The 24,222-nt window shown below is 55.3% G+C and carries 17 protein-coding genes; 11 read left to right on the forward strand and 6 right to left on the reverse strand.

Annotated features, from left to right (window positions below; all coding sequences use genetic code 11):
• The first annotated feature begins 66 nt into the window (after positions 1 to 66).
• Genes ACR0L1_RS07075 through arsJ form a run of 3 tightly spaced genes read left to right on the forward strand, consistent with a single transcriptional unit; the run spans position 67 to position 3,157 of the window.
• The gene (locus ACR0L1_RS07075; RefSeq protein WP_480503527.1) at positions 67 to 900 is read left to right on the forward strand and encodes an arsenate reductase/protein-tyrosine-phosphatase family protein; all 834 of its coding nucleotides are present in this window, start codon (positions 67 to 69) and stop codon (positions 898 to 900) included.
• Positions 897 to 1,895, forward strand: a complete 999-nt coding sequence (locus ACR0L1_RS07080; protein ID WP_480857921.1) for an ArsJ-associated glyceraldehyde-3-phosphate dehydrogenase — start codon at positions 897 to 899, stop codon at positions 1,893 to 1,895. Before ACR0L1_RS07075 ends, ACR0L1_RS07080 begins: the two co-directional genes overlap by 4 nt.
• Positions 1,892 to 3,157, forward strand: a complete 1,266-nt coding sequence (gene arsJ / locus ACR0L1_RS07085; protein WP_480857923.1) for an organoarsenical effux MFS transporter ArsJ — start codon at positions 1,892 to 1,894, stop codon at positions 3,155 to 3,157. The genes ACR0L1_RS07080 and arsJ overlap by 4 nt, the downstream gene beginning before the upstream one ends.
• Positions 3,158 to 3,200: 43 nt before the next feature.
• On the opposite strand, the gene glf is transcribed toward arsJ, so the two are convergent.
• From glf to ACR0L1_RS07100, 3 genes are read right to left on the reverse strand one after another with little or no spacing between them, the layout of a single operon-like run.
• Positions 3,201 to 4,358 carry a UDP-galactopyranose mutase gene (glf, locus tag ACR0L1_RS07090; protein ID WP_480857925.1) on the reverse strand — a complete coding sequence of 386 codons (1,158 nt, stop codon included), beginning with the start codon at positions 4,356 to 4,358 and terminating at the stop codon, positions 3,201 to 3,203.
• A complete protein-coding gene (locus tag ACR0L1_RS07095; protein WP_480503523.1) occupies positions 4,359 to 5,249 on the reverse strand; it encodes a hypothetical protein in 891 nt (296 codons plus the stop codon).
• Positions 5,246 to 6,046: a glycosyltransferase family 25 protein gene (locus ACR0L1_RS07100; protein WP_480857928.1), complete on the reverse strand. Its 801-nt coding sequence runs from the start codon at positions 6,044 to 6,046 to the stop codon at positions 5,246 to 5,248. Before ACR0L1_RS07100 ends, ACR0L1_RS07095 begins: the two co-directional genes overlap by 4 nt.
• Before the next feature lie 504 nt (positions 6,047 to 6,550).
• Here ACR0L1_RS07100 and ACR0L1_RS07105 point away from each other — a divergent pair.
• From ACR0L1_RS07105 to ACR0L1_RS07115, 3 genes are all read left to right on the forward strand, one after another.
• Complete coding sequence (locus tag ACR0L1_RS07105; protein ID WP_480857930.1) at positions 6,551 to 8,335, forward strand: ABC transporter ATP-binding protein; 1,785 nt, start codon at positions 6,551 to 6,553, stop codon at positions 8,333 to 8,335.
• Between the two features lie 647 nt (positions 8,336 to 8,982).
• Positions 8,983 to 10,857 carry a M10 family metallopeptidase C-terminal domain-containing protein gene (locus ACR0L1_RS07110; protein WP_480857932.1) on the forward strand — a complete coding sequence of 625 codons (1,875 nt, stop codon included), beginning with the start codon at positions 8,983 to 8,985 and terminating at the stop codon, positions 10,855 to 10,857.
• A 272-nt stretch (positions 10,858 to 11,129) separates the two neighbouring features.
• Complete coding sequence (locus ACR0L1_RS07115) at positions 11,130 to 12,851, forward strand: adenylate/guanylate cyclase domain-containing protein (RefSeq protein WP_480857934.1); 1,722 nt, start codon at positions 11,130 to 11,132, stop codon at positions 12,849 to 12,851.
• A gap of 297 nt (positions 12,852 to 13,148) precedes the next feature.
• Here ACR0L1_RS07115 and ACR0L1_RS07120 read toward each other — a convergent pair whose 3' ends face one another.
• Complete coding sequence (locus ACR0L1_RS07120; protein WP_480857936.1) at positions 13,149 to 14,294, reverse strand: glycosyltransferase; 1,146 nt, start codon at positions 14,292 to 14,294, stop codon at positions 13,149 to 13,151.
• A gap of 555 nt (positions 14,295 to 14,849) precedes the next feature.
• Between ACR0L1_RS07120 and ACR0L1_RS07125 the strand changes: the two genes are divergently transcribed.
• Both ACR0L1_RS07125 and ACR0L1_RS07130 read left to right on the forward strand, forming a co-directional pair.
• On the forward strand, positions 14,850 to 15,788 hold the full coding sequence (locus tag ACR0L1_RS07125) for an NAD-dependent epimerase/dehydratase family protein (RefSeq protein WP_480857937.1): 939 nt from the start codon (positions 14,850 to 14,852) through the stop codon (positions 15,786 to 15,788).
• Position 15,789: 1 nt separating this feature from the next.
• A complete protein-coding gene (locus tag ACR0L1_RS07130; RefSeq protein ID WP_480857939.1) occupies positions 15,790 to 17,112 on the forward strand; it encodes a protoporphyrinogen/coproporphyrinogen oxidase in 1,323 nt (440 codons plus the stop codon).
• 10 nt (positions 17,113 to 17,122) lie between these two features.
• On the opposite strand, the gene ACR0L1_RS07135 is transcribed toward ACR0L1_RS07130, so the two are convergent.
• A complete protein-coding gene (locus ACR0L1_RS07135) occupies positions 17,123 to 18,037 on the reverse strand; it encodes a sugar phosphate nucleotidyltransferase (protein ID WP_170789463.1) in 915 nt (304 codons plus the stop codon).
• Between the two features lie 146 nt (positions 18,038 to 18,183).
• On the reverse strand, positions 18,184 to 19,509 hold the full coding sequence (locus ACR0L1_RS07140; protein WP_480857941.1) for an O-antigen ligase family protein: 1,326 nt from the start codon (positions 19,507 to 19,509) through the stop codon (positions 18,184 to 18,186).
• A gap of 292 nt (positions 19,510 to 19,801) precedes the next feature.
• Between ACR0L1_RS07140 and ACR0L1_RS07145 the strand changes: the two genes are divergently transcribed.
• The 3 genes from ACR0L1_RS07145 to ACR0L1_RS07155 all read left to right on the forward strand — a co-directional run bounded on the left by ACR0L1_RS07145 (position 19,802) and on the right by ACR0L1_RS07155 (position 24,170).
• Positions 19,802 to 21,229, forward strand: a complete 1,428-nt coding sequence (locus ACR0L1_RS07145; RefSeq protein WP_480857943.1) for an oligosaccharide flippase family protein — start codon at positions 19,802 to 19,804, stop codon at positions 21,227 to 21,229.
• Between the two features lie 1,013 nt (positions 21,230 to 22,242).
• Positions 22,243 to 22,854: a sugar transferase gene (locus tag ACR0L1_RS07150; RefSeq protein ID WP_480857945.1), complete on the forward strand. Its 612-nt coding sequence runs from the start codon at positions 22,243 to 22,245 to the stop codon at positions 22,852 to 22,854.
• Positions 22,855 to 22,886: 32 nt separating this feature from the next.
• Positions 22,887 to 24,170, forward strand: coding sequence for a polysaccharide biosynthesis/export family protein (locus ACR0L1_RS07155; protein WP_480503513.1), 1,284 nt, complete (start codon positions 22,887 to 22,889; stop codon positions 24,168 to 24,170).
• Positions 24,171 to 24,222 lie beyond the last annotated feature (52 nt).

Consider the following 24,222-nt stretch of genomic DNA (forward strand, 5'->3'; position numbering starts at 1 on the left):
TGAAATTTTTGTAACAGCGCTGAATAGTGGTTGTCGCACATCCTTTATTTCAATATTTCGTGAAATATGGAATATAAAACAACAGATCAGTTGGCCACCCTGGGCCATCCGCAGCGGTTAATGGTGTTTCGCATGCTTATGCGACGCTTTCCTGACACTGTTCCTGCCGGTGAACTGGCAGTGCAGCTGGATATTAAACCCAGCACCTTGTCGAACTACCTGAATGCTCTGCAACGCGCGGGATTGGTGCGGCAGGAGCGGTTGGGGACATCGCTGCTATATTCAATCGAGATGACGAATGTGCAGCACATGCTGGACTTCCTGCTGAAAGATTGCTGCAAAGGTCGGCCCGATATCTGTATGCCCTCCACCCAAGGAGCCAAGACTATGCCGGACCGGAAATACAACGTCCTTTTTCTGTGTGTGGGCAACTCCGCCCGTTCGATCTTTGCCGAATCCATCCTGCGCAGCTTGGGTGGGGATCGGTTCAAAGTTTATTCTGCAGGCACACAGCCGACCTCTGAATTGAACCCCTTCGCGATGCAGGTTCTGGCTGACAAAGGGCACGATACTTCGGCTTTGCGGTCCAAGCATATGTCTGAATTTGCAGCCGATGGCGCGCCCGAGATGGATTTCGTGTTCACCGTCTGCAATCAGGCCGCGAACGAGGATTGTCCGGCCTGGGAAGGACAACCCATCAGTGGCCATTGGGGCATGGTTGACCCGGTCAAGGCCATGGGCACGGACGCCGAGAAAAGCCTGGCCTTCCAGAACGCCTATGGCGCGCTGAAGCGACGGATCGAGGCGTTTACCTCTCTACCCGTCGAAAGCCTGGATCGGATCGCTTTACAAACGGCCGTGGATGACATCGCCAGAACACCTGTTGAGGACATGCAATGACGACTTACGCGGTAAACGGCCTTGGCCGGATGGGCAAACTGGCCCTAAAACCTCTGCTCGAGAAGGGCGCCAAGATCGCCTGGATCAATGATAGCGCTGGCGACCCCGAGATGCATGCGCACCTGTTGGAATTTGACACTGTTCATGGCCGCTGGGATGCGGAATTTACCCATGACGCCGACAGCGTGACGATCAATGGCACGCGCCTGCCGTTCATTGGCACCAAAGACCTGTCCGACCTGCCTATGGATGGCGTGGATGTGGTGATCGACTGTACGGGCGTGTTCAAGACCGAGGCTAAGCTGGCACCGTATTTCGAGGCAGGGGTGAAGAAGGTTGTCGTCTCAGCCCCGGTCAAGGACGGCCCCACGGCCAATATCGTGATGGGCGTTAATGAAAGCACTTATGACCCCGCAGCCCATCACATCGTGACCGCGGCGTCCTGCACCACCAATTGTCTGGCTCCGGTCGTAAAGGTCATCCATGAAAATCTGCGCATTCGCCACGGTTCGATGACCACGATCCACGATGTGACAAACACGCAAACCATCGTGGACCGCCCCGCCAAGGACCTGCGGCGCGCGCGGTCGGCATTGAACTCGCTGATCCCGACCACAACCGGCTCGGCCACGGCCATTACGCTGATCTACCCTGAACTGAAAGGCCGTTTGAACGGCCACGCGGTGCGGGTGCCGCTGCTGAATGCCTCGCTGACCGATTGCGTGTTCGAGGTTGAACGCGAAACAACCGTCGAAGAGGTCAACGCCTGCTTCAAAACCGCCGCCGATGGCGAGCTAAAAGGTATTCTGGGCTATGAGACCCGGCCGCTGGTATCCACCGACTACAGCAATGACGAACGCTCCTCGATCGTCGATGCGCCCTCGACCATGGTGGTGAACGGGACGCAGGTGAAGATCTATGCTTGGTATGACAACGAAATGGGCTATGCGCACCGTCTGGTGGATGTGGCGCTGATGGTCGGGGCCTCGCTGTGACCGAACGGCCCGAGGGGCTGTCGGCCTATATCGCGGTTACGGCGGCCTATTGGGCTTTTATGCTGACCGACGGAGCCTTGCGGATGCTGGTGCTGCTGCACTTTCATACGCTGGGCTTCTCGCCAGTGCAGTTGGCGTATCTGTTTGTCCTCTATGAAATTGCCGGGATGGTGACGAACCTTGCAGCGGGCTGGATCGCGGCTCGGTTTGGCCTGACTTCGACTCTTTATGCCGGGCTTGGGTTGCAGGTGGTGGCATTGCTGGCACTTACACAACTAGACCCTAACTGGGCGATTGGCGCATCTGTGACCTATGTCATGATCGTGCAAGGCGCAAGCGGAGTGGCCAAGGATCTGGCCAAGATGTCCTCGAAATCCGCAGTGAAACTGTTGGCCCCGACAGAGGGCGGCGAGCTGTTTCGCTGGGTGGCCTTGCTGACCGGATCAAAGAACGCTGTCAAAGGGCTGGGCTTCCTTCTTGGTGCAGCCATGCTGGCTACACTGGGCTTTCAGGCGGCTATTATCGTGATGGCGATCGTTCTGGCGGTGATCCTGTTCGCGGTTGTCCGGTTTATGCCTCCCGGTCTGCCCAAAGGGCGCAAGGGCGCGAAGTTCTCCGAGGTTTTCTCAAAATCTGCCAACGTCAATTGGCTGTCCGCCGCGCGGGTCTTCCTGTTTGGTGCTCGTGACGTGTGGTTCGTGGTCGGAATCCCGATCTATTTCTACGCCGTTTTGTCCGATGGCACGGAAGAGGGCAATCGCGCGGCCTTTTTCATGATCGGCACCTTTATGGCGTTCTGGATCATCCTCTATGGCGTCATTCAGGCCAACGCACCCAAAATCCTGCGCTCCCAAGATCGAACTAAAGGCGACCTGATAAACGCTGCCCGAAGCTGGGCCGCAGCCCTGTTCTGTGTCCCGTCGGCGCTGACCGTGGCGGTTCTGATCTCGGACGGACCGCAAACATGGCTGACCATCACACTGGTTCTTGGCTTGCTGGTGTTTGGGGCGCTGTTTGCCGTCAATTCGGCGCTGCATTCCTACCTGATCCTCGCCTTCACCAAATCCGAGCGTGTCACGATGGATGTGGGGTTCTACTACATGGCCAACGCCACAGGCCGGTTGCTGGGCACGGTACTTTCCGGTCTGACCTATCAGATCGGTGGATTGCCTTTGGTGTTGGGAACAGCAGCGGTTATGGTTGCTTTGGCGGCAATCACCTCGGGCAAGCTGACGGATCAAAGCCAAGAGGCGCATGCCTAAACGCCACATACGCCCTTGGTTTCAAACTGTATGGATGCGCCGTTTACAGAACCGAAACGAAGAACGGCTTCAGGTTTTCCCCGTTTGAAATCGCGGTCTGTGCGGCGTTTGCCGTATCCAGCGCCTCGCGAATGGTGACGTCCATATCAAGATAGCGGTAAGTCCCGAGTCGACCCACAAAGGTGACATTTTGTGCCGCCTCGGCCAGATCCGCATAGTCCTTCAACAAGGCTTTTTCCTTCACCTGCCGGATCGGGTAATACGGGATGTCGTCGGGGCCCGCTGCGCGCGAGTATTCGCGGTAGCAAACCGAGCCCTGATGGTCTTCCCACGGGGCAAAATGCTTGTGCTCGGTAATGCGGGTGAAGGGCACGTCCTCGTCGCCATAGTTCATGACCGCGCAGCCCTGATAGTCGCCTTCATAGGTGAACCGCTCGAAATCCAAAGTGCGATAGCCCAGCCGACCAAGCTCATAGTCGAAATAGCCATCCAGCGGGCCGGAATAGAACACGTGGTCAAACGCGGCGCCCATTTCGCGATTGAATGTTGTTTCCAGCTGAACCGTGATTGCAGGGTGATCGAGGATACCGGCAATCATGTCGGAATACCCTTCTTCCGGCATTCCTTGAAATCTGTGAAAAAAGTAGTTGTCGTCGTAGTTGAACCGTACCGGCAGACGTTTTAGGATCGAAGCAGGCAGTTCAGAGGGGTGGCAGCCCCATTGCTTGATTGTGTAGCCCCTAAAAAACGCCACATAGAGATCGCGGCCGACATAGCGCAGCGCTTGTTCCTCAAAGCTCTGTGGGTCGGTGATCGAAGTATCGGCCTGTTCTTGGGTGATAAAGGCGCGCGCCTCATCCGGGCGCAGGGTGGTGCCGAAGTACTGATTGATCGTGTGCAAATTGACTGGCAGCGAGAACACCCGGCCTTGTGATGTTGTTTTCACCCGGTTCTTATACGGCCGGAATGTCGCAAAGCGATTGACGTAATTCCAGACCTCTTCGTCATCGGTGTGGAAAATATGGGGGCCATAGACATGTACCAGAACGCCTGTTTCTGCGTCGCGATGGGTGTGACAATTGCCGCCGATATGATCGCGGCTGTCCACAACGGTGATCTTGTGACCCCGCTCTGCCAGCGACCGACCGATGACCGCGCCCGAAAGCCCGGCCCCAACCATCAGGAAATGCCGCGTGCTCATTCAGGGCCCTTTCTGTTTTGACGTGATGGTCGTCATGTCCAACGGCTTGGACAATTGCCGGCGCGCGATCTTGAGGATGCCTGATCGAGCTGATCCTCTGTCGCGAAACTCCGACAGAGCGGACATCCAGCTTTTGCACATGCGCCAGCCAAGCTGCACCCGCCCCGAGATCGGCTGCCCACCCTGCAAGATCCCGGCAAAGACGATGGGCACGGTGCGGCGGGTCAGATCGAACATCTCTTTCAGGACGGCCTCTTCCTGTTCGGAGCTCAGGTTGCCGGTTTCAGCCATGGCTGATTTTAGAGCCTTTCCTACCGGACGGGTGTGGTGCATCGCGATTTCGTCCAGAATGGCGGTTCGGAACGCTCCGGCCTCGGCCCAGCGACACCAGATGTAGTCCAGCCCGTATCCGCTCATTGTACCTTGAAACAGGGGCAGGGCCTTTTTCAAAACATCCCGATGCAGGCACGGGGCCATGATCTCGATATAGTTGATATAGCGCAGCACAAATCCGGGGCATCGGCTAAAAACAAAATGCGAATAGTAGCTGTCGAGTGTCAGTGATGGCTGTGCGATGCGCAATCCATGAGTGCGCATGGCTTGAAACAGGGCGTTCACATCCTGCGCGCTGATGTCCAGATCGTCATCCGGCAACCATATGAAGTCATAGTGGTCCAGATCCCTGTCGGACAGCGTCTTGTATAAGCCATCCCACTTGCCGCCCTTGATCAAAACAGCCTCAACGCCCGGCTGCGGGGTGAAGGCCGCAAAAGCATCGTCCGAGAAATAGCTGACCAGCAAATCGTAGTCGCGCTGCTTTAACGGCAAGTCTTGCCATCTGTGGTGCAACGAGTTGTTGCCCGCCCGGACAACCACGAGGTTTTTTTTCATGCGTGCTTTTGAACCTGACTATCTGCCCGCATCAATGGGGCCAGTCCTTCGATCATGTCCGGGTTCAGAGGGTGACTCAACCGTCCGTGCGTGTATTTCGCCTGATACACCAGGTTACGGACAAATCTATTCAACGGTGAGCCGGGTTTGGCACGGCGGCGACAAGGATCAATATTGCTTTCGCTGTTCTGCCGTTCCGTAATCATTTGCTTGCGCAGGGTCAGAATGGGGACGTTATGTTCCCAATAAAATTTCAAGTCGATATCAATCGGTCTCGAGATGGGCGCTTCGGGCTTCAACAGACGCTGTGCAGCGCGGCGACCCAGAACATAGCCGGTGGTTCTTGGAGGTAATCTGTCTGATAAAACAAGGTGTTGATCTGCAAATGACGTCAGAACCTGAAGGTTATTCCCCGGCACGCCATCTAGTTTGATCATCACGTCCTCAAAACACTCGGGGCAATCTTCGAGAGCGTTCAGGAAAGGCTGTGGGTCAACGATAAAGGTGGCGTCGTCCTCAAGAACCAAGCTGACACACTGATCGGATTCGGCAATTATTTGCCAGATCTTTCGATGCCCCAATGTGCAGGCGACCTCTCCTCGACTAAGAGGCCGCTTGAACTTTATCCGGTTCATATCGGCATCGTAGACGCAGCGCAGATCGGCCTCGGCCATCTGATCGCCAGATATCGCGTCACAAAATTCGTGATGCAGCCCGTGTTGCGTAAGCTCACGCTCGCAGAAGCGCCGACGCTCTACATCTTTTGGTAGACTAAGAATGAAAGACCGGATCGACACAATATGGATTCCAAAAATGCTCTACCGCGTTACTACGTATCTCAATTGGCTAGTACAAGCGCAATTGGCGGCTTGCATTTGCCGGTGCGACAAGAAGGTCAGTCTGGCTGACCGCGATGCAGAAAACAATTTATGCGTGCGCAACGTGATCATCGCTTTGAATATGGTAGTGCGTATATTAACGTGCTCAAGAGTAACACAATTTCGCAGTTTGAACATCGCCAAAATTGGGTAAATAAAATTGCGCAGACTTCCGCCGTCGATATCTGCGCTGTGGGCATTTTGCTGCTTGGTAGCGGCCCTATCCGAGTACGGTCAGGCAATTTTAGGCAGGTTGTCGAGAGTTTGTAAGACTTGTTTCGCCTATAGACCCCACCTATTTTGACGCGGAACTTGATCGCCCCCGGACGGGGCTAGTCTGTCGCGGTGTATTATCTGCCCTTTTGGCAAACCGGAATATGGGTTATCTGGGCGAGCGCATGGTTTCACGATCTGGAGAATGCAATGATTAAGCGCGCCTGGGATGAATGGCGATCTGGCTATATGGGTCGTCTCATCAGCGAGAGCTTTTTTGCGCAGGGCAGACTGTATGCCGTTGCAATCGTTGCGATGATTGCAGTTGCTGCTACGACCGCAGGGGCGGCTTTCATGATGGAATACATCGTGGACGCCATGACCAGCCCGGAAATGAGAAGCTATGCCTCTTTGATTGCGCTTGGCGTTGTAGGTCTTTTTCTTGCCAAAGCGCTCGCTACCTATGTTCAGGCCATATATCTGGCGCGGGCTGGCAACCGTATTGTGGCCGCCCAGCAAGACCGGGTGTATCGCAAGCTGCTGCGCCATGGGGTGTCTTTCTTTTCGGCCAATGAATCCTCGGATCTTTTGATGAGGACGACAAATGGAGCTCAGTCGGCGCGGAGACTCATTGATATCCTGGTCACCGGGTTTGTGCGTGATGCTTTAACCCTCGTGGGTCTGGTGATCGTAATGGTTTATCAGCAACCCGTCTTGTCGATCATGTTTTTCCTCGTTGGACCGGTTGCGCTGTATGGCGTGCGCCGCTTGTTGAAAAGCGTACGTTCGATCATGCAGGCCGAGTTCAAATCACTGGCCGAGATCATTCGCGTACTGCAAGAGACATCTGCGGGGATCAAAGTAATCAAGGTCTTTGCGTTGGAAGACCGCATGATTACACGGATGGACACCGCGATCCGCAAGGTGGAGGAGCGTGCAAACGATATCGCCCGGCTACAATCCATCGCCAGCCCGCTGATGGAGTTTCTGGCCGGTTTGGCAGTTGCCGGTGTTCTGATCGTCAGCACGATGGGTATCGCGGGGTCCGAGCCGCCTACTGCAGGTCAGTTGATGTCCTTTATCACGGCTCTGTTGATGGCCTATGAGCCGGCTAAGCGCCTCTCCAAGATGCGGGTTCAGATTGAAGCTGCCATGGTTGGTGTCGGTCTTCTGTTTGGCTTGCTGGACCAGGAAGACACGATGCAGGAGAGCCCCGATGCCCATGATTTGCTGGACGGCCCCGGTGAGATTGCACTGCGCAATGTGACGTTTGGCTACAAAGGTACGATACCTGTCATCGAGGACATGAACCTGACTTTCCAGGCGGGCAAGACCACCGCGCTTGTCGGTCAATCCGGTGGCGGAAAATCTACGATTTTCGGTCTGATCATGCGATTTTATGACCCCGATGAAGGACAGCTGGAGATTGATGGCCAGGACCTGCGCCATGCCAGCTACGCGTCTCTGCGGCGCAAGATTTCTTATGTTGGGCAGGATACGTTCCTGTTTTCGGCCTCGGTGATGGACAACCTGCGATGTTCTGCACCAGAGGCCACCGACGAAGAGGTGATTGCGGCGGCGCGGGCTGCACACGCCCACGACTTCATCACGGAGCTGTCCGACGGCTATGACACGCAAGTTGGAGAAAACGGCACGTTTTTGTCCGGAGGCCAGAAACAGCGCATCGCCATCGCCCGTGCGATCCTGCGAAAGGCGGAAATTCTGTTGCTGGACGAAGCCACCAGCGCGTTGGACGCAGAATCCGAATCTCTCGTAAAACAAGCTTTGGATTCTCTGACCGCAGATATGACCGTCGTTGTGATTGCGCACCGTCTTTCCACGATCCTTGAAGCAGACAAGATCATGGTGGTCCAGGATGGAGCCGTTGTTGAGCAAGGCAATCTGGACGAGCTGATGAAACAGAACGGCAGCTTCCGTCGTCTGTTTGACCAGCAGTTCAAGAAAAGCGCGGCTGAACCAGAGGTGGCTGAGTGAATATCGACTGCCGCTGTTTGCACATGTAGCTTTATGCCCTTACTGTTTTCTCGCCAGCGAACCCGCGATTCCTGACGTCAATCTCGCAAAATGCGTGAATGCTCACGAACGCGTGTCCTCTAGACAACGCTTTGGGTTCGGAGTCTGTGCGGGCTGGCATTGTGATTTGCACCCGACGCTGTTTTGCGTCATGGCGGGAGTGTTGCCTTGTTAATGACAACTTTGGCGTGAAATTACAGCGCTGGTAACGCAGGCCTGAAATATTCTTGAGGTTGTTGATATGACCACTTTTATTCCCGGACCCAGTTCGGCTTCCCCTCTTAGTGCTATTCAGGGTGACGTTGCCTAGGGCGATGGGAACCCCAATACCACGACGGTCATTACATATAATTTTGATCAATACCTGGATTCTCAATCCTGGACAGAGTCCCACAAGGCAGATTTCTGCGCGGCGCTGGCGGCCATCGAAGCCGTGGCAAACGTACAGTTTGTTGAAGTATCTTCTTGGCTAGAAGCGGATATCTACGAAATCATTGCCCCATCTTCGAGCAATTTTTTTCGGTTCATCGAGCACTCTCGGATATCACTATACGCCGTCTAACTCTCCGTCCGAAGGCGCGTTCAATACAGATTTCTGGACCACAGGGTTGGGCGGGAACGGCGACCCGGGTGGTTTCTTTTTTACCACTTTGTTGCACGAACTTGGTCACGCCTTGGGCCTAGGCCACCCGCATTACACCGGGTTGGGCACAACGGTTCTGAATGGTGTGACTTCGCCCTTCTTTTCGTACGGCGATGGCAACCTGAATCAGGGTGTTTTCACTGTGATGTCGTACAATGATGGCTGGACTCAGGTGAACGGCCAATTGCCGGTGAATGCGACGTATGGCGGATCGACCGGTCTTGGGGCGCTGGATATTGCAGCACTTCAAGCCATGTACGGAGCAAATACCACCTATAATTCCGGTGCCAATACCTATGATCTGGCGTCGTTCAATACCGCCGGTGTTGGATACCAGGCCATTTGGGACACTGGTGGAATAGACACAATTCGACATACTGGTAGCGCCGCCGCCATAATCGACCTGCGCCCTGCGACACTTGACTATAGTCCGTTCGGTGGTGGTGCTATTTCCTATGTCGATGGCGTACAGGGCGGTTTTACTATCGCTTATGGTGTGGTGATCGAAAACGCGTCTGGCGGATCAGGAAGCGATACAATTACTGGCAATGCTGCCGTCAACACTTTGAACGGAAATGGTGGCAACGACATCATTTACTCGCTCTCGGACGGCAGCAACAATAACACGATCAACGGCGGTACAGGCCACGATACCATCTATGTCGCAAACGGGACCGGCCAGGATACGGTTGACGGTGGTGAAGGAAACGACACTGCCATTGTGCAGGACAATAACGGTTCATTCACCGGCGGGACGGGGTTTGACATCGTTCGCTTTATAAGCGGATTGAATACCTACCTGTTCCAAGACAATGGCAGCACCTATACGTTCTACAACGTGCTGACACAGACCTCTTTCACAGTGTCCAGCGATGTTGAGCTTTTCGAGTTCTCGAACGGATCGCAATCGTATAATTACGCTGGCATTTCATCGGCCACACAGATTCTAGACATCGAGAACACAGGCACGGTTCTTCAACACGCGTCTCATGGTATTTACCTTCTGGGCGGCGGGAATACCCCAATTGCAATCACTGTGGACAGCGTTGTTGTCGGTGATGAGACGCTGGACGGTTGGAGTGCGATTCAAGCTGAGGCTGCTGGCTCGGGCGGGTATCGTCTTTTGTGGAAAACCGATCAGGGTAATGCGTATTTTGAATGGATCCTGGATGACCAGGGCGTTTATGTTTCGGGTCAAAGTGTGGGCAACGTGGTCGATGTCGAAGCATTCTATAATGTGGACCTCAACGATGACGACACTATCGGCCATGTGACGACTCCGATCGAATCTGATGGTGCGACCACGTTGGCGGTTTCGACCGCAAGCGGCTATCTGATCAATGGCAGTGTTGGCGTGACCGAAGGGGGCAGCGCTGTTGGACCAGACAGGATTGAAGGCTGGAGCGCGATCCATGTCGAAGAGACCAATGAGGGCGGATATCGTCTGCTGTGGAAAACTGATGTAGGTGAAACGTATTATGAGTGGATCCTGAACGATCAGGGGGCCGTGGTGGGCGGGAACGCCGTCGACAACGTTGCCGATGTCGAAATCTTCTATGGTGACGATATCGACGGCAGCGGCACGACTGGTCCGGGCGAGCCCAGAATTGCCGCTCAGCCCCAGGAAAGCGTTGCTTTTGTCGACACCCGTGACTGGGATATGTTCGAGTTCACAGACGAACCCGATGCCGATGAGCTGACCCAAGAAGACGAAGCCGAGCTTTTGGTTTTGAACGGGGCTCAGACCGAAGCGCTGGATACAGCTGACCAGCTTTTGGATCTGACCGTCGCTGATCTGCTGGAGCATTTGCTACCGGACGACGATCAGTTCCTTCTGTAAGGCCGGTCTAACAAGTAAAATTAGGGGGCTGCCGATACCGGCGGCCCCTTTTTTGCGCCCTTCCTGAACGAAGCGTGACGTTGCCAATAGGACTGCCAAGGCCAAAAAAACTGAGGCTTAAGCGGCATGGCGCTTAACCCGCTGTTCTTTCCACACGAAGACCACACCTGAACGTGAAGGCGAAAACGGATTTGTGGTGAATAATCCTCTACCCCTGCGTGTCAGCCATTTTAGGTGATTACGAAACAAGCGATTGATCAGGGGCGTTGAAGATGGCCGTCAGACATCGAGAGATCAAAGCCAACGGGCGAGGAACCGTGACTCAGCAGGCCCGGTTGTGGTCGGGGCTGGTGCTGTTGGCCTATGCAACGGGGCATTTTATCAACCACGGTCTGGGGCTGGTATCGCTGGAGTGGATGGACCGGATGCTGGCCGCTATGTCCGCGATCTGGAGCTCGGTCCCCGGAACGGTTCTGCTCTATGGCGCCCTGGCGGTGCATGTGCTGTTGGGCGCGGTCACGATCCTCAGCATCCGAAGCTTGAAAATGCCGTTCTGGCGCTGGTTTCAGATCATTCTGGGGCTGGCCATTCCCTATTGGCTTGTCAGCCATATCATCGTCACCCGCGGGTCCGAGTTGCTGACCGGCGTGCCCGTCAGCTATTTGCAGGAACTGTCGCTGCTATGGCCGGTTGCGGCGATCAAACAGAATGCGCTGATGTTGCTGGTCTGGGGGCACGGGCTGATTGGCGTGCATTTCTGGCTTCGACCGAAGCATTGGTACAAGGACGGCTTGTTGGTGCTTTTGCCGCTGGCGGTGGCCGTACCGATCGTGGCGATGGCCGGATGGATGACAGCGGCCAAGCGCGAGGTGTTGCGCCTCAGCCTTGATCCGGACGGGGCAGAGGCGACAGAACTGGCCTTGCGCTTGACCGAGGTGCGCGCTGCCGTTTCCGAATATCAGGCGATTGCGCAGGGCTGGGTGGTGATCATTCTGTGCGCGCTGCTGTCCCTGTTCGTTCTGTTTTTGCTGGGCCAGAACCTGCGCCGCAAGGTGCGCGTGACTTATGGCGAAGGGCTGACCGTGGATGCGGCCCCAGGAAAGACTATTCTGGATGTAAGCCGCGACAACGGGATTGATCACCTGTCGGTCTGTGGCGGGCGGGCGCGGTGTTCAACCTGCCGGGTAGTGGTTCTGTCCGAGCAGGATGGCCTCAGCCCGATCGGCCCGGCCGAACGCAAACTTCTCGACAAGATCAACGCGGAACCGAACATGCGCCTTGCCTGTCAGGCGCGCGTGAACGGAGATGTCAGCCTCCGCCCAATCATCCAGCCTCAGCGCGCCGCATCGACGCCATTGAAATCCGATCCGTTCGGCTGGGGGGTCGAGCGTGAGGTCAGCGTGTTGAACCTCAAGATCAAGGATTTCCGCCCATTCGTGGACAAGTCACTGCCCTATGACGTCATTTTTGTCCTCAACCAGCTTTTGGACATGGTGGTCGAACAGATCGAAGAGCAGAATGGCCATATCGACAAGTTCACCAATGACGGGCTGACGGCTGTTTTCGGACTTGAGACGCACAAAACCCAGGCCGCGCGCTCTGCGCTTTATGCAGCGGCCAAGTGCCAGTTGCTGGTTCAAGAGACGCAAGGCAGCCTTAGTCAGCATCTTGTTGAGTCGCTGAAGATCGGGATTGGGGTGCACTCGGGCCGGGCCATTATCGGACGGGTGGGCAAGACCTCGGACCAAGCAGCACCCAGCCCGGTGACGGCGATTGGCAATGTGTCGATCATTGCCGAGGCTTTCGAGACTGTCACCAATAAAATCGAGGCCGGGATCGTCTATTCAACCTATATGCATGAAATGTGCGGCCTGGGTATTCCTGACATGCTGGGTAAGACCGGCGGCATCACGATCCAGGGCGTGTCCGAACCGGTGCAGGCCGTCATTGTCAAAAACAGTGGCCCGTTGAAGAAAAAACTGGAACTGACCTGAGGGGGCGATCACATCCATCGCTCCACATGCCCGTTAAAAAGTGGGCCGAGATGGTGCGGGAGCGGGTGTTTTTGCCCATGCGGGAACCAATTGATTCGGGAGTGAGTCATCGTTTCCAAAAAGCGAACAATAAGTTTCCCCAAGAATCGTGGACACAATTTTGCCACAATGTCATCCTGCTTGGGTGGGCGGCATGTTTATTTTAGCACATACTGGTTTTTCTGACTGGCTTTGAAGGGGTATTGAGTGCCACATGCCGCCCCACGAACTTTCCCCCATCTACCGACAAACAAGGGCCTAGGCCGTTTGGACTGTGTCTCCGCTCAATAAGATTTCAGACACTTCGGACAGCACTTGCCGTCTGTGTGCCATCCCATCTGATTCCGGCAGACCCAGCTTTTCAAGAATTTGCGCCCAGCGGTGCAGCCAATCGTGTTTGTTCAGGGCTTGGGCCATGTTAACCCGGCGCATCTGATCGAGCTTACCCGGCGTTTCCAACAACCCGACGATCTGGTCAATAGCCTCGTCGGGATCCTCGGACAGGCGGAACACGGATTCTGGCCAATCGAAATACTGCCGATAGTCATCCGAGTCCGGCGCATAGCCGACCTGAGCGGCCCCGCCAGCAATGCCCTCAACATGGCGGGGACCCCAGGCAATATTGCCTTTTTTCTGATCGGCATGGCCGATCTTGGCGATATCCACCATGAACAGTTTGGAATGCTGAACCAGATTTGCCAGCAAATCCCGATGCACCGCATGTTGCGCCGTGGTCGGAGGTTTTGTTGCGGAATCATATAGATAGAAGCCAGCGCGATCCTTGATTACCTTGAGCAAACGGTCATGCAGCTCGGGCCGTCTGCGTCCCATGCAATAGATATCTATGGGGCGCTCAGCGGAAAGAGAGGTTGGTGCAAACCGGATCATATCCGCAGCACCAGGCAGGTGAATCACCGGTTTGCCGGTGATGCTGTGCAGGGTGTCACAAGCCTCGGCAAAGGCGCAGGCGATCAGGTCGAACTTAGCCAGAGATCGGATCAGAGGCAGGTGGACGTGCAGGTCCTTGCTCCAGACCTCTTCCAGCACACAGACGGCCAGACCGCAGTGTTCGCGCCAGTTCGGGATCGCATCCAGCGTTAGCAGCTCCTGCGGTTTCTGGACGTCGCAAACAAAGATGTCATAGTCCTTTTGCAGCGTCACTTTCTGCGCACCAGACGGCCAGTGCCGGAACAGATCTGTTCGTTTGGACAGCCAGCGTTTGGGATCATAAGGCAGCGACCGGTCCCGTTTTCGGGCTGGGGCCACGATGTCGACCGCTTCTATTTCGGTCAGAACGTCTTCGAATTCGAACCCCGAACAGCGCGAAACGTTGTCGTTCAATCTGCGTTGAGAGAAGATCAGCACATCGCGCGAGGCGGTGGTGGAAACTGAGGAACTGGTCAACCGCTTGATCCTTTAACACAAAATAAGGCCAAACTATCTCATATGGCGGCCAAGCTTCCAAAGGTTTTTTCCGAACCTGCGCTTGCTCACTTGTTCAGCGTCACCGGCAAACACCCCAAGGAAAGTCTGAAAATTGTGGAAAATCAGGCTGTCTGTGTTTAAGTTTTTGGGGGCCGGCCTAGGTTGCAGAATCCCAGGCAAGGTAGATTTTGTTTGATTTCTGACCACGTGTCGTGCGGGTTGTTTTTGTTTGGGTGCCGTTGATGAAGGCGGGTGTTTAATGATTTTCACGGATTGTCCCTTGCGGCCTGCCGGCGTTGTTTCCCACAGGACGATTTGGCTTTGCGTGCGGGGTCCAATACTGACGTTTGCGCAGGCGTTTAGTTCCTCCACCACATTCAAAAGCACGGAGCTTGGCCGAGGGATTCGAATTGACGCCTCTGCACCGGGTGCACAATGTTCATTTTTTGCATTTACTGTTTCTGAAACAGATGCGACCTGGCCACTCAATCCAGTCTGATTTCCTGAAAGCTCCGCAAGATAGTATCCCCAGCCATGATGAGTTCGAAACAGCAAAAACCAACGGTTCTGGTCACGGGTGCAGCGGGATTTATCGGACGCGCTTGCGTTCGTCAGCTCGCCACTGCCGGGCGCCGAGTCATCGCCACATATCGAAGTGGTCCACCCCCGCAAGTCTCCGGCGACGTGACCTGGATCAACGCTGATACGACTGACGCCGCGGAGATCCAAGCGGTGTTGGACCAGCACCGACCCAGCCATCTATTAGCGTTGGCCTGGTATATGGGGCCGGGAAACCAGCAAGCGTTGGAGAATTTCCTCTGGGTGCAGCACTCTATCGACCTGTTATTCGCCTTTGAACAGGCGGGCGGGCAGCGGGTTACATTTTGCGGGTCGTGCATGGAATATGACTGGTCCAAGCCGATCAAGCTGCATGAGCGCGAGACACCCCTGACACCGGCAACTGAATACGGCGCGGCCAAGGCGGGGTTGGCTACCGCTTTTGAAAAGTTGTGTGGCGCGCTGGATCTGTCGGGGGCCTGGGCGCGACTCTTCTTTCTGTACGGGCCGGGTGAGAATCCACGGCGATTGGCGGCGGATGTAGTGATCTCATTGTTGCAAGGGCGCGAAGCCCTGTGCACTCATGGGCGGCAGAAACGAGATTTCCTGCATGTCGACGATGTTGCCAGCGCGATAGTGGCCCTGCTGAACAGCGACCTTGAAGGTCCGGTCAATATCGGCAGCGGCACGGCCATCCCGCTGTCTGATCTGATCCTTGAAATCGCCCGTCAGATTGGTGCCGAAGACCTGGTGCGTCTTGGTGCGCGCGAGGCCCGGCCGGGCGACCCGCCTCTGGTCGAGGCCGACAATACCCGATCGCGGACCGAGCTAGGCTGGTCCCCGAAATTCACTTTGGAAACCGGAGTTGCGGACACCATTGCCTGGTGGCGCCGCGAGATTGCGAAAGAAACCTGATATGAGTGACGAGAACATCATTATCATTGGGTCCGGCATGGCTGGTCTGGGCGCGGCCCATCATCTGCATGGCGCGGGCGTTTCAAGCCGGATGTACGACAAAAACGCTTTTCCCGGCGGTCATACGGCAACCTTTGCCCATGACAGCGGCTTCATCTTCGACGACGGTCCGCATATTTCCTTCTCGAAAGACCCGCGTATTCAAGATCTGTTTGCCAGTAACGTGGACGGCAAATACGAAAAACTGCAGGCATACGTGAACAACTATTACCACGGGGCCTGGGTCAAGCACCCGGCGCAGGCCAATCTGCACAACTTGCCTGATGAGCTGAAAACCCAGTGCATTCTGGATTTCATCGAGGCGTCTAAACAGGAAGTGGTCGAGAAGCCTGCGAATTATCTGGAATGGCTGATCTCGGTCTTTGGGGAAACCTTCGGTACGCATTTCCCGGCGGTTTACGGCAAGAAATATCACACCGTGGACGCCGATCAGATGAGTACCGTCTGGATGGGCCCGCGCCTGTATCGCCCCTCGATGGAAGAAGTGATTCGAGGCGCGGTTTTCGCCGAAACGCCGGATGTCCACTATATCACCGACTTCCGGTATCCGACCGAGGGGGGCTTTATCTCATACCTCAAGCCTTTCATGGAAAAAACCGATCTGCATCTGGATCACAAGGTGGTGGCGATTGATCCGGTGGCCAAAACAGTCCGGTTCGAAAATGGTGTGACCGAGAATTATGACAAGCTGATCTCCTCCATCCCGTTGCCGGACCTGATCCCGATGGTCAAAGGCGCCCCGCAATCGGTTCTGGACGCGGCTGCCAAGCTGGCCTGCACCACTTGTGTGACGGTGAATATCGGCCTTGCGCGCGATGATTTTACCCCGGCTACCTGGACCTATATCTACGACGAGGACATCGTCTTTACCCGCCTAAGCTTTCCGCACAAAATGTCGACTAAGACCTGTCCGCCGGGATGTGGTTCTGTTCAGGCCGAATGCTATTATTCCAACAAATACAGACCGCTGGATGTCGCGCCCGAGGACCTGATTCAGCCGGTGATTGATGATCTGGTCAAGATCGGGTTGATCACCGAGGATGAAGAGATCCTGCACAAGGATGCGCGTCTGATTACGCACGCCAACATCATCTTCGATCTGGACCGGGAAGAGGCGCTGCCGATCGTCCACAAATGGCTGGACGAAGTCGGCATCACCTATGTCGGACGGTTCGGCGAGTGGGGTTATCAGTGGACAGATGAGGCGTTCAAATCCGGTGAACGCGGTGCCCGGACCGTTCTTGAGACGCTCCAGGCAGTTTAATTCGAAACGCTTACAGGGACTTGTAGCGGACCCAGTCCCCCGGATTTCCGCCTCGGCCAATGCCGGGGCGATGACCGTCGCCGGTCAGGCGGGTCGAGCCGTTCGTCGGCCCGTTGCCCTGTTCCCACGTGGCCCAGGGGCGATTGCCGTTCTTCCACATATCTTCCAAACGGCGTTTGTCGGCGAGGTGATCCATGCAGTACCAGAAGCCGGGATGGCGATAGGCCATCAGCTCTCCCAGCTCCATCAGCTTGGGCAAGGGGCCTTCTTCCCACATGATTTCGTCGCCATTTACACTGGCGACGGCGTCGAACACTTCCGGCTCTAGAACAAAGAAGCCGCCATTGATCCAATCTGCGGCGGTTTCGGGCTTTTCCATGAACCCTTCGACCAGACCATCCTCGCGCACCTGAAGATGCCCGAACGTGGTCAGGGGACGCACCATAGTGATCGTAGCCAGCTTGCCGTGCGACCGGTGAAAGGCCAGCAGCGCGTCCAGATCTACGTTTGACACGCCGTCCCCATAGGTCAGCATGAAGGTCTCGTTCCCCAGATAGGGCTGTAGCCGAGCCAGACGCCCGCCTGTCATCGTGTCGACGCCAGTGTCGATCAAATCCACGGTCCAAGGCGGCATTTGAGCGTCCAGCGCGGGGTTCCGGTATTCAGGTTCGCCAAACAACTCGCGCTTGGCAAAGTCGATCCTCAGGTTCCCGTCATGTTGACACAGATCGGACATGTACTGCTTGATTAGATCGCCCATATACCCAAGGGCCAGCACGAATTCATGATGACCATAGGTCGAATAATGCTGCATGATGTGCCAGAGGATCGGCCGGTTGGCGATTTCCACCAATGGCTTGGGACGAATGCGGGTTTCTTCTATCAGGCGAGAGCCCTTACCGCCTGCGAATATTGCTGTCTTCAACTGGGCCTCCCCCAAATACCTTTGAATCGAAATTGATCTCGATACGCGAATGGCCAGAGTCCACACTACCCACCGTGCGCCTGTCAATCTTTCTGCAACTGCATAGGGTCCGAAATTACCCTTTGCTTAGAAAAAAGTCGCAACATTCACGTGGGTTTTGACACGAATTGGGAAGCGCGGCGCGTCCTGTTCTGGAGCTCATAGTGGGCCCGTGCATCGGCCCGCAGCGCGCGGGCGACCAGATTCATTTTGGTCGTGTAGGCCAGGAAGAAAATCCAACTGGAACTCATCCGACTAAGAAGCGTGCTCTCGGTGATGTTCGAGAACAGGTACATCATACCCAGAACAAACACGAATACGAACGGATCGCGCTGCGGGATGTGGCGCATGCAGTAGAAAACCGAGAAAAAGAACCTCATTAGACCCAAAAATAGAAGGGCCACGCCGATAAAACCGGCATTCAAGAAGGTCTCAAGCAACCCGTTATGCGAATAATGCGGCAGGAACCCCAGCTCTCCCTTGCTGGCGTAGAACCGCAGGTGTGGTGCGTTTTCATTCCAATGGGCTAGATAACCCCAGCCCAACCAGAACCGCTCTTTAACATTGGGCCAGACCAGCTCCCAGATCGGGATGCGTTCGGACAGGGTGGGTTTGCGTCCGATCAGCGCAAACAAAGGCTCGGCAATCGGTGAGGCCAATAGGAAGGCAATCGTACCGACAAAGAGAACTGCAAACAAAATGAAGCCTATGGCCCAAATTGTTTCCAATCGCGGAACGATCTGACTGATCAAAAGCGCCGACATCGTGATCAGCCCGATGACCTGAGAGGTGCGCGATTCTGAGGCGATCAGCAAAAAGACACCCAGCAGGGCGCCGATCATAAAGACGGTTTTCAGCCGCCCTGTGAATTGTCGCGACGCATAGTAGCACGTCAGCATCGCCGTCATTGCCGCCAGTCCCAGCCCGTTTTTGTGTGCATAGATCCCGTTCCAGGTGTCCCCCCAGGGCGGGATACCACGTGCTTGCGGCAGGGTCATGATTGCGCCCATCGACAGAACCATCGAGCTCCCGAAATAGATGGCGAGAAAGATCAAAAGCCCACGCATGGACATCATGCTACCCAAAGCGATGGCAAACCCGGACGTCACGATCAAGGGAACGAGACGCTCGATTGAATAGGCGGGAAAATCGCTCCAGGTGATTGATAAGGCAGTCAAACAGATCAACAGCGTGATCTCGGGTGAGGCCGTCATGCCCCGGATCAAGTGGCGATAATACAGCAACGTGATGCCCATGATCGGTATCAGCAGCACGATTTCAATCTTCTTGGCCAGCCCCATTTGCCACAGCACGATCGAGACCACATCGGTGCCAACCAACAGCATGATCACCAGACAGGCGGCCAGAATCCAATGATGGAAGGCTGCGCCGGATTGTTGCTGGTATTGTGTCTGTCGGGTCAGGGGCGTCATCGCTGCGTAAGGTCTATCCAAAGAATTTGCGGTAGGAATTGGCGCGCCTCATCGGGTCGACAGCTTGAATTTTTCCACCGGTTTTAATCACTCGGTAAAGTTTGCCACGGCCGCGGTGGACCCGGCAAATGAATTATGCGCGCGGCGCATGATTCAAAAACCATCTGTACATTCGACGGGCGGGTGTCACAGTAGCCAGACAGGCGAAAGGTCGGCGGACGTGCGGCGTGTCGACCGGGCGATTGGGATTGTTTATGAGTTTTCATCTGTCGTTTCTAAGGTCCGACCTGCGATGACGTGGTTTTTCGTGCCCAGAATGATGTCTGCGGTGATTGCGATTGCGATCCTTGTCGTGATGACCCGCGTTCTGGGGCCTGCGGATTTCGGACGTTATACGCTGACCCTGTTGCTTGGGAATCTGATGTTTTCGTTCACCTTCCATTGGTTGGCGATTGCGATCGGACGATTCCACCACACGCCGGAATTCGAAGGCAAAACCATCGCCATGTCCCTGTCGACGGCTGCGATCCTGGCTGTGGCGCTGTTCGTTCTGGCAGCTCTGGTGTCGGTCATCCTGCCTGGTGGATGGATCGACGGCCTTTTCTTTGCGGCGATCTATTGCATCAGCCACGCGATGCACGAACTGGGAACCGCCTGCCTGCGCCAGTACCACGAGGGGCCGAAATACGCAGCCGTTACCTTGCTGCGCCATGGGCTGGGCGTTTCGCTTGCGGTCGGATTTGTTCTGACCGGTGGCGGTTACAAAAGCGCGCTGATTGGCATGTCCCTGGGCGCAGCACTGACCGGGGCCTATGCACTGGCGGTAACGCTGCGCCGCTCGGGCGTGGCGCGGCCAAAAGGGGCGGTGCTGAAAACCTATCTTCTATTCGGGTTTCCCGTGGCTGTCGTCTCCTCCACCGCCACATTCTTTGCGATGTCAACGCAATCCTTGCTGGCCGTCTTTGCGGGGATGGACTACGCGGGCTATTTCGCGGCGGCGCAAACCTTGGCCTCCCGAACTGTGCGCCTTCCGATGGAGACCCTGTCCCGCGTATGGGGTCCTTCGATATTCGAGGCGCTAGAAAAACGCGGCGCGCAATCGTCAGACGCGGTGCTGGAGCGGTATTTTTCGTTTCTGATGCTGATTGCGGTGCCCATCGTGGCCGCGCTGATCTGTGCGGCAAGCGTTTTTGCCAATCTGCTGTTCGACCCTGAATTTGCTGACCGAACCACAGGGTATCTGCGGGTTCTGGCGATAGCCTCATTTACGTTCGGGTTGCAGGGGGCGTATTTTAGCTTTGCCTTCTCGCGCGCCAAAAAGACTGGGCTGCAATTGATCATTACCTTGTGTTCGCTGGCTGTGCATGTCGCGCTATCTTTCGTCTTAATCTACCTTCTGGGCCCACCGGGTGCCGCCGTTGCCTTTTTGATCAGCGGATTGCTGAGTTTTCTGGCCTACTACCATATTGGCCGCCGCATCGACCCCATTGCGGTGCCCGTGCCAGAGATATTCAAAGCCGTTGCTGGAGCTGTTGCTTTCGCGCCTCTGGCGGTTCTCGCAGCTGAGTCGGGTGGAATCGTGTTACAATTTGCGCTGCTTTCGCTTTCAGCTGTCGTGATGTTCGTGGTATTCGCATGCCTGCATCAGACGGCAGCTGCCGCAGCATGGCGGAAGATACGTGGCTGGGCGTCCGCAAGCGGATTTCCCTCTTCGAAGTAATTCAGCGTTAACAACTTCTTAACTGAAGACCGACAGATTCGAGTGGGCCGGGTGGCGCAAATTTGCCCACTGGCACAATGAATTTTGAATCCCGGCTAAAGGGATATCGTGGTCCTGAAAATATGATGATATGATGAACTTGAGATCAATTTGATGTGTTACCCCGCGACTGTTTGACTTTGGGAAACTATATTTTCCAACAGTTGCCCCAAAAAACACACATTCTGGTTTCAGGGTAGGCAGACGCAGAAACGACGCATAAACCAAGAGCAAAACCGATGGTCATATTGTATTTACTGTCAGGTCCGCTGGTTGCCGCAATGTGTTTTGTGGCATTTCTTCTAACGGGCACAGGCCTAATTCAGGCCGTGATCTTCAGCTTCCTGATCGGATGCAGTGCTCCGGCTCTGATCGCCGGACTTCATTTTCTATTCAACGGAAGGTTGCGCGTGAAGATCGCTGAGAAATCCGCCGTTAAAACTGGAAACTGACAAAATCCCTGCTCAGCGCAGGGACAATACGCGAAGGGTGGCAAGGCTTGTTTGGACTGGCCTCAGCGGTTTGTTTTGGGTGAAGTTCAGCCCATTTTTAAGGCAGCGTGTCAATTTACTTAGCATGTTCACGAAATTGTGGTCGTTTTGTTAACAGGTGGTTAACAAAACCGTTGTCACATCAGACCATTAGTGCGAGTATCTAGCGGGGTAAAAATCCTGACCGCACATCATGTGTGAGTCGGGAGAAAATAAAGGGTGGGTTGTCGCGTTCGTGTGCGGCGTTCCCCAAATCTATTGAGCGGATAGTAGTCAATCGTTGGGTCTTTGCCTTGTTTTTTTGGGGCAGATTCCCAAGCGGGTGTGTTGCGCGGCTGGAAGACTTGTTGGCGTGATTTTAGTCCGTTGTGTTAGTTTTTGGGGGTTATTATGAACCAAATACGAGGTTCTTTCCAATTAGAAGAATCGGAAATTTATAAACCAAACCAAAGTTCTATTAAGGTCTGTGACGAGTTCTCCAATTTGCGGAGCTTCTACGCTGTCAAAGGCAAGCGTTTGCTGGATATTTTGTTGGTTCTAATCGGTCTGCCGTTTGTGCTGCCGGTCATGTTGGTGATTGCCGTCTTGGTGAAGTTGGATGGCGGACCTGCCATCTATCGCCAAAGCCGTGTTGGAATCGGCGGTCGCGAGTTCGACTTCCTCAAGTTCCGGTCGATGGTTTCTGACGCAGAGTTTCGACTTCAGAAACATTTGGCCGAAAATCCAACCGCTGCGTCCGAATGGGAAACAAAGCAAAAGCTGGACAACGATCCGAGGGTCACAAAATTCGGTCGTTTCATCCGTATGACCTCGTTGGATGAGTTGCCTCAGCTTTGGAATGTTCTGATCGGCGACATGAGCCTTGTCGGCCCACGTCCGATGATGCCTCAGCAGCAGGAATTGTATCCGGGGCGCGAATACACGCTGATGAAGCCAGGGATCACCGGCTTGTGGCAGGTGTCCGAACGTAACGAGGTTGAGTTCTCGCATAGGGCGATCTTCGACAGCGATTATGCGCGAAATCTGGGCTTCTGGTACGATCTGAAAATCCTGTTCCGCACGATCGGTGCCGTTTGCAACGGAACCGGCTGCTGATCCCGAACTGACCGACGATAGGATGATGGCTTATGAAACGCAGATTTAGAAACCCAGCGTTGCGCCTGTCCACCGCGTACCGCGCACTCGGATTGTGCACCCTGCTAGCGATGCCAATGTCGGCGGCGGCGGATTTCAACCTTGAGCCAGGTGACAAGGTCCGTGTGACTTTGACGGGTTTGCAAGATCTGTCCTTCGAAGCGGCGATTGATGCCCATGGCGAGGTCAACCTGCAATGGCTGGGCCAGTTCCAAGCGCAAGGTCTGTCGACGGATGCGCTGGAGCAGTTGGTACGTCAGGACGCAGCGGGCAAGATCGTCAAGCAATATGACCAGAATGGCGAGATCTATATCATCCAGTTGGACGGAGATGAGATCGAGATCGCCCGCAATGGATACCGCCCGATTATCATCGGCGGCGATGTTGCACGCACCGGTCAGATCGACTTTCGCCCCGCCATCACTGCGCGCGAGGCGGTTGCCTTGGCCGGGGGGGTTAGGAGCCGGCTACTGGCCGATGATGTCACCATTGACCCGATCCAACTGCTGCGCTGGCAGACCACCTATGGTCAGGCTGCGTTGCAACACGCACAGGGGCTGGTGACTGCATGGCGCGCCTCATCCGAGTTGGCGCAAGATATGGATCTGGCGCCGCCCAGTCAGGCCAGTGTTTCTATATCTCCCAGGGTCTTGAAGGAATTGGTGGCAGAACATGTCCGGATTCGCACCATCAATCAGGAAAACGAAGCAGGTGAGCGCGCCTATTTCGAAGATGCCCAATTTCAGGCGGCCGAGCGGATCCGGATTCTTGAAGAACAGAAAGTAGAGCTTGCCAAGGCTGTCGCGGCCGATGAAGAGGAAGAGGCGCGGGTCGTCGCGCTGGTCCAAAAGGGCCTCGCGCCGGGGTCCCGTATGGCTGATACGCGCCGTACAACCGTTTTGTCTGCAACCCGTTTGCTGGAGGTCGAAGAGGATCTGGCAGCCACAAGCCTGATCCTGACCCGCTTGAAACGCGATCAAGAGCAATATGATCAGGAACGGTCGCTGCGGTTGTTGCAAGAGCGTCGCGCCGCCAGCCTGTCCGTCCGTGATGCGCGGCATCAGATGGATACGATCTCGAAATATCTGGCGGGCGCGTCGGACGAGATCGGAACCGAAAACCTGATTACGGATATTGACTACTCGGTCACGATCTTTCGGGTCGTAGACGGGCAACTGCAACAGTTGGGTGCAGACAAACTGACCCAGTTGTTGCCCGGTGACAGCGTAGAAGTCTCGGTGCAGGAGATCACGCAAGAGGTCCCTCTGACCGAATAGCACCAAAATGCAGCTGGCTTACAACGGGCATGAGGTCTTTGACCCGCGCCCG

This window comes from Ruegeria sp. J8 (assembly GCF_056531925.1).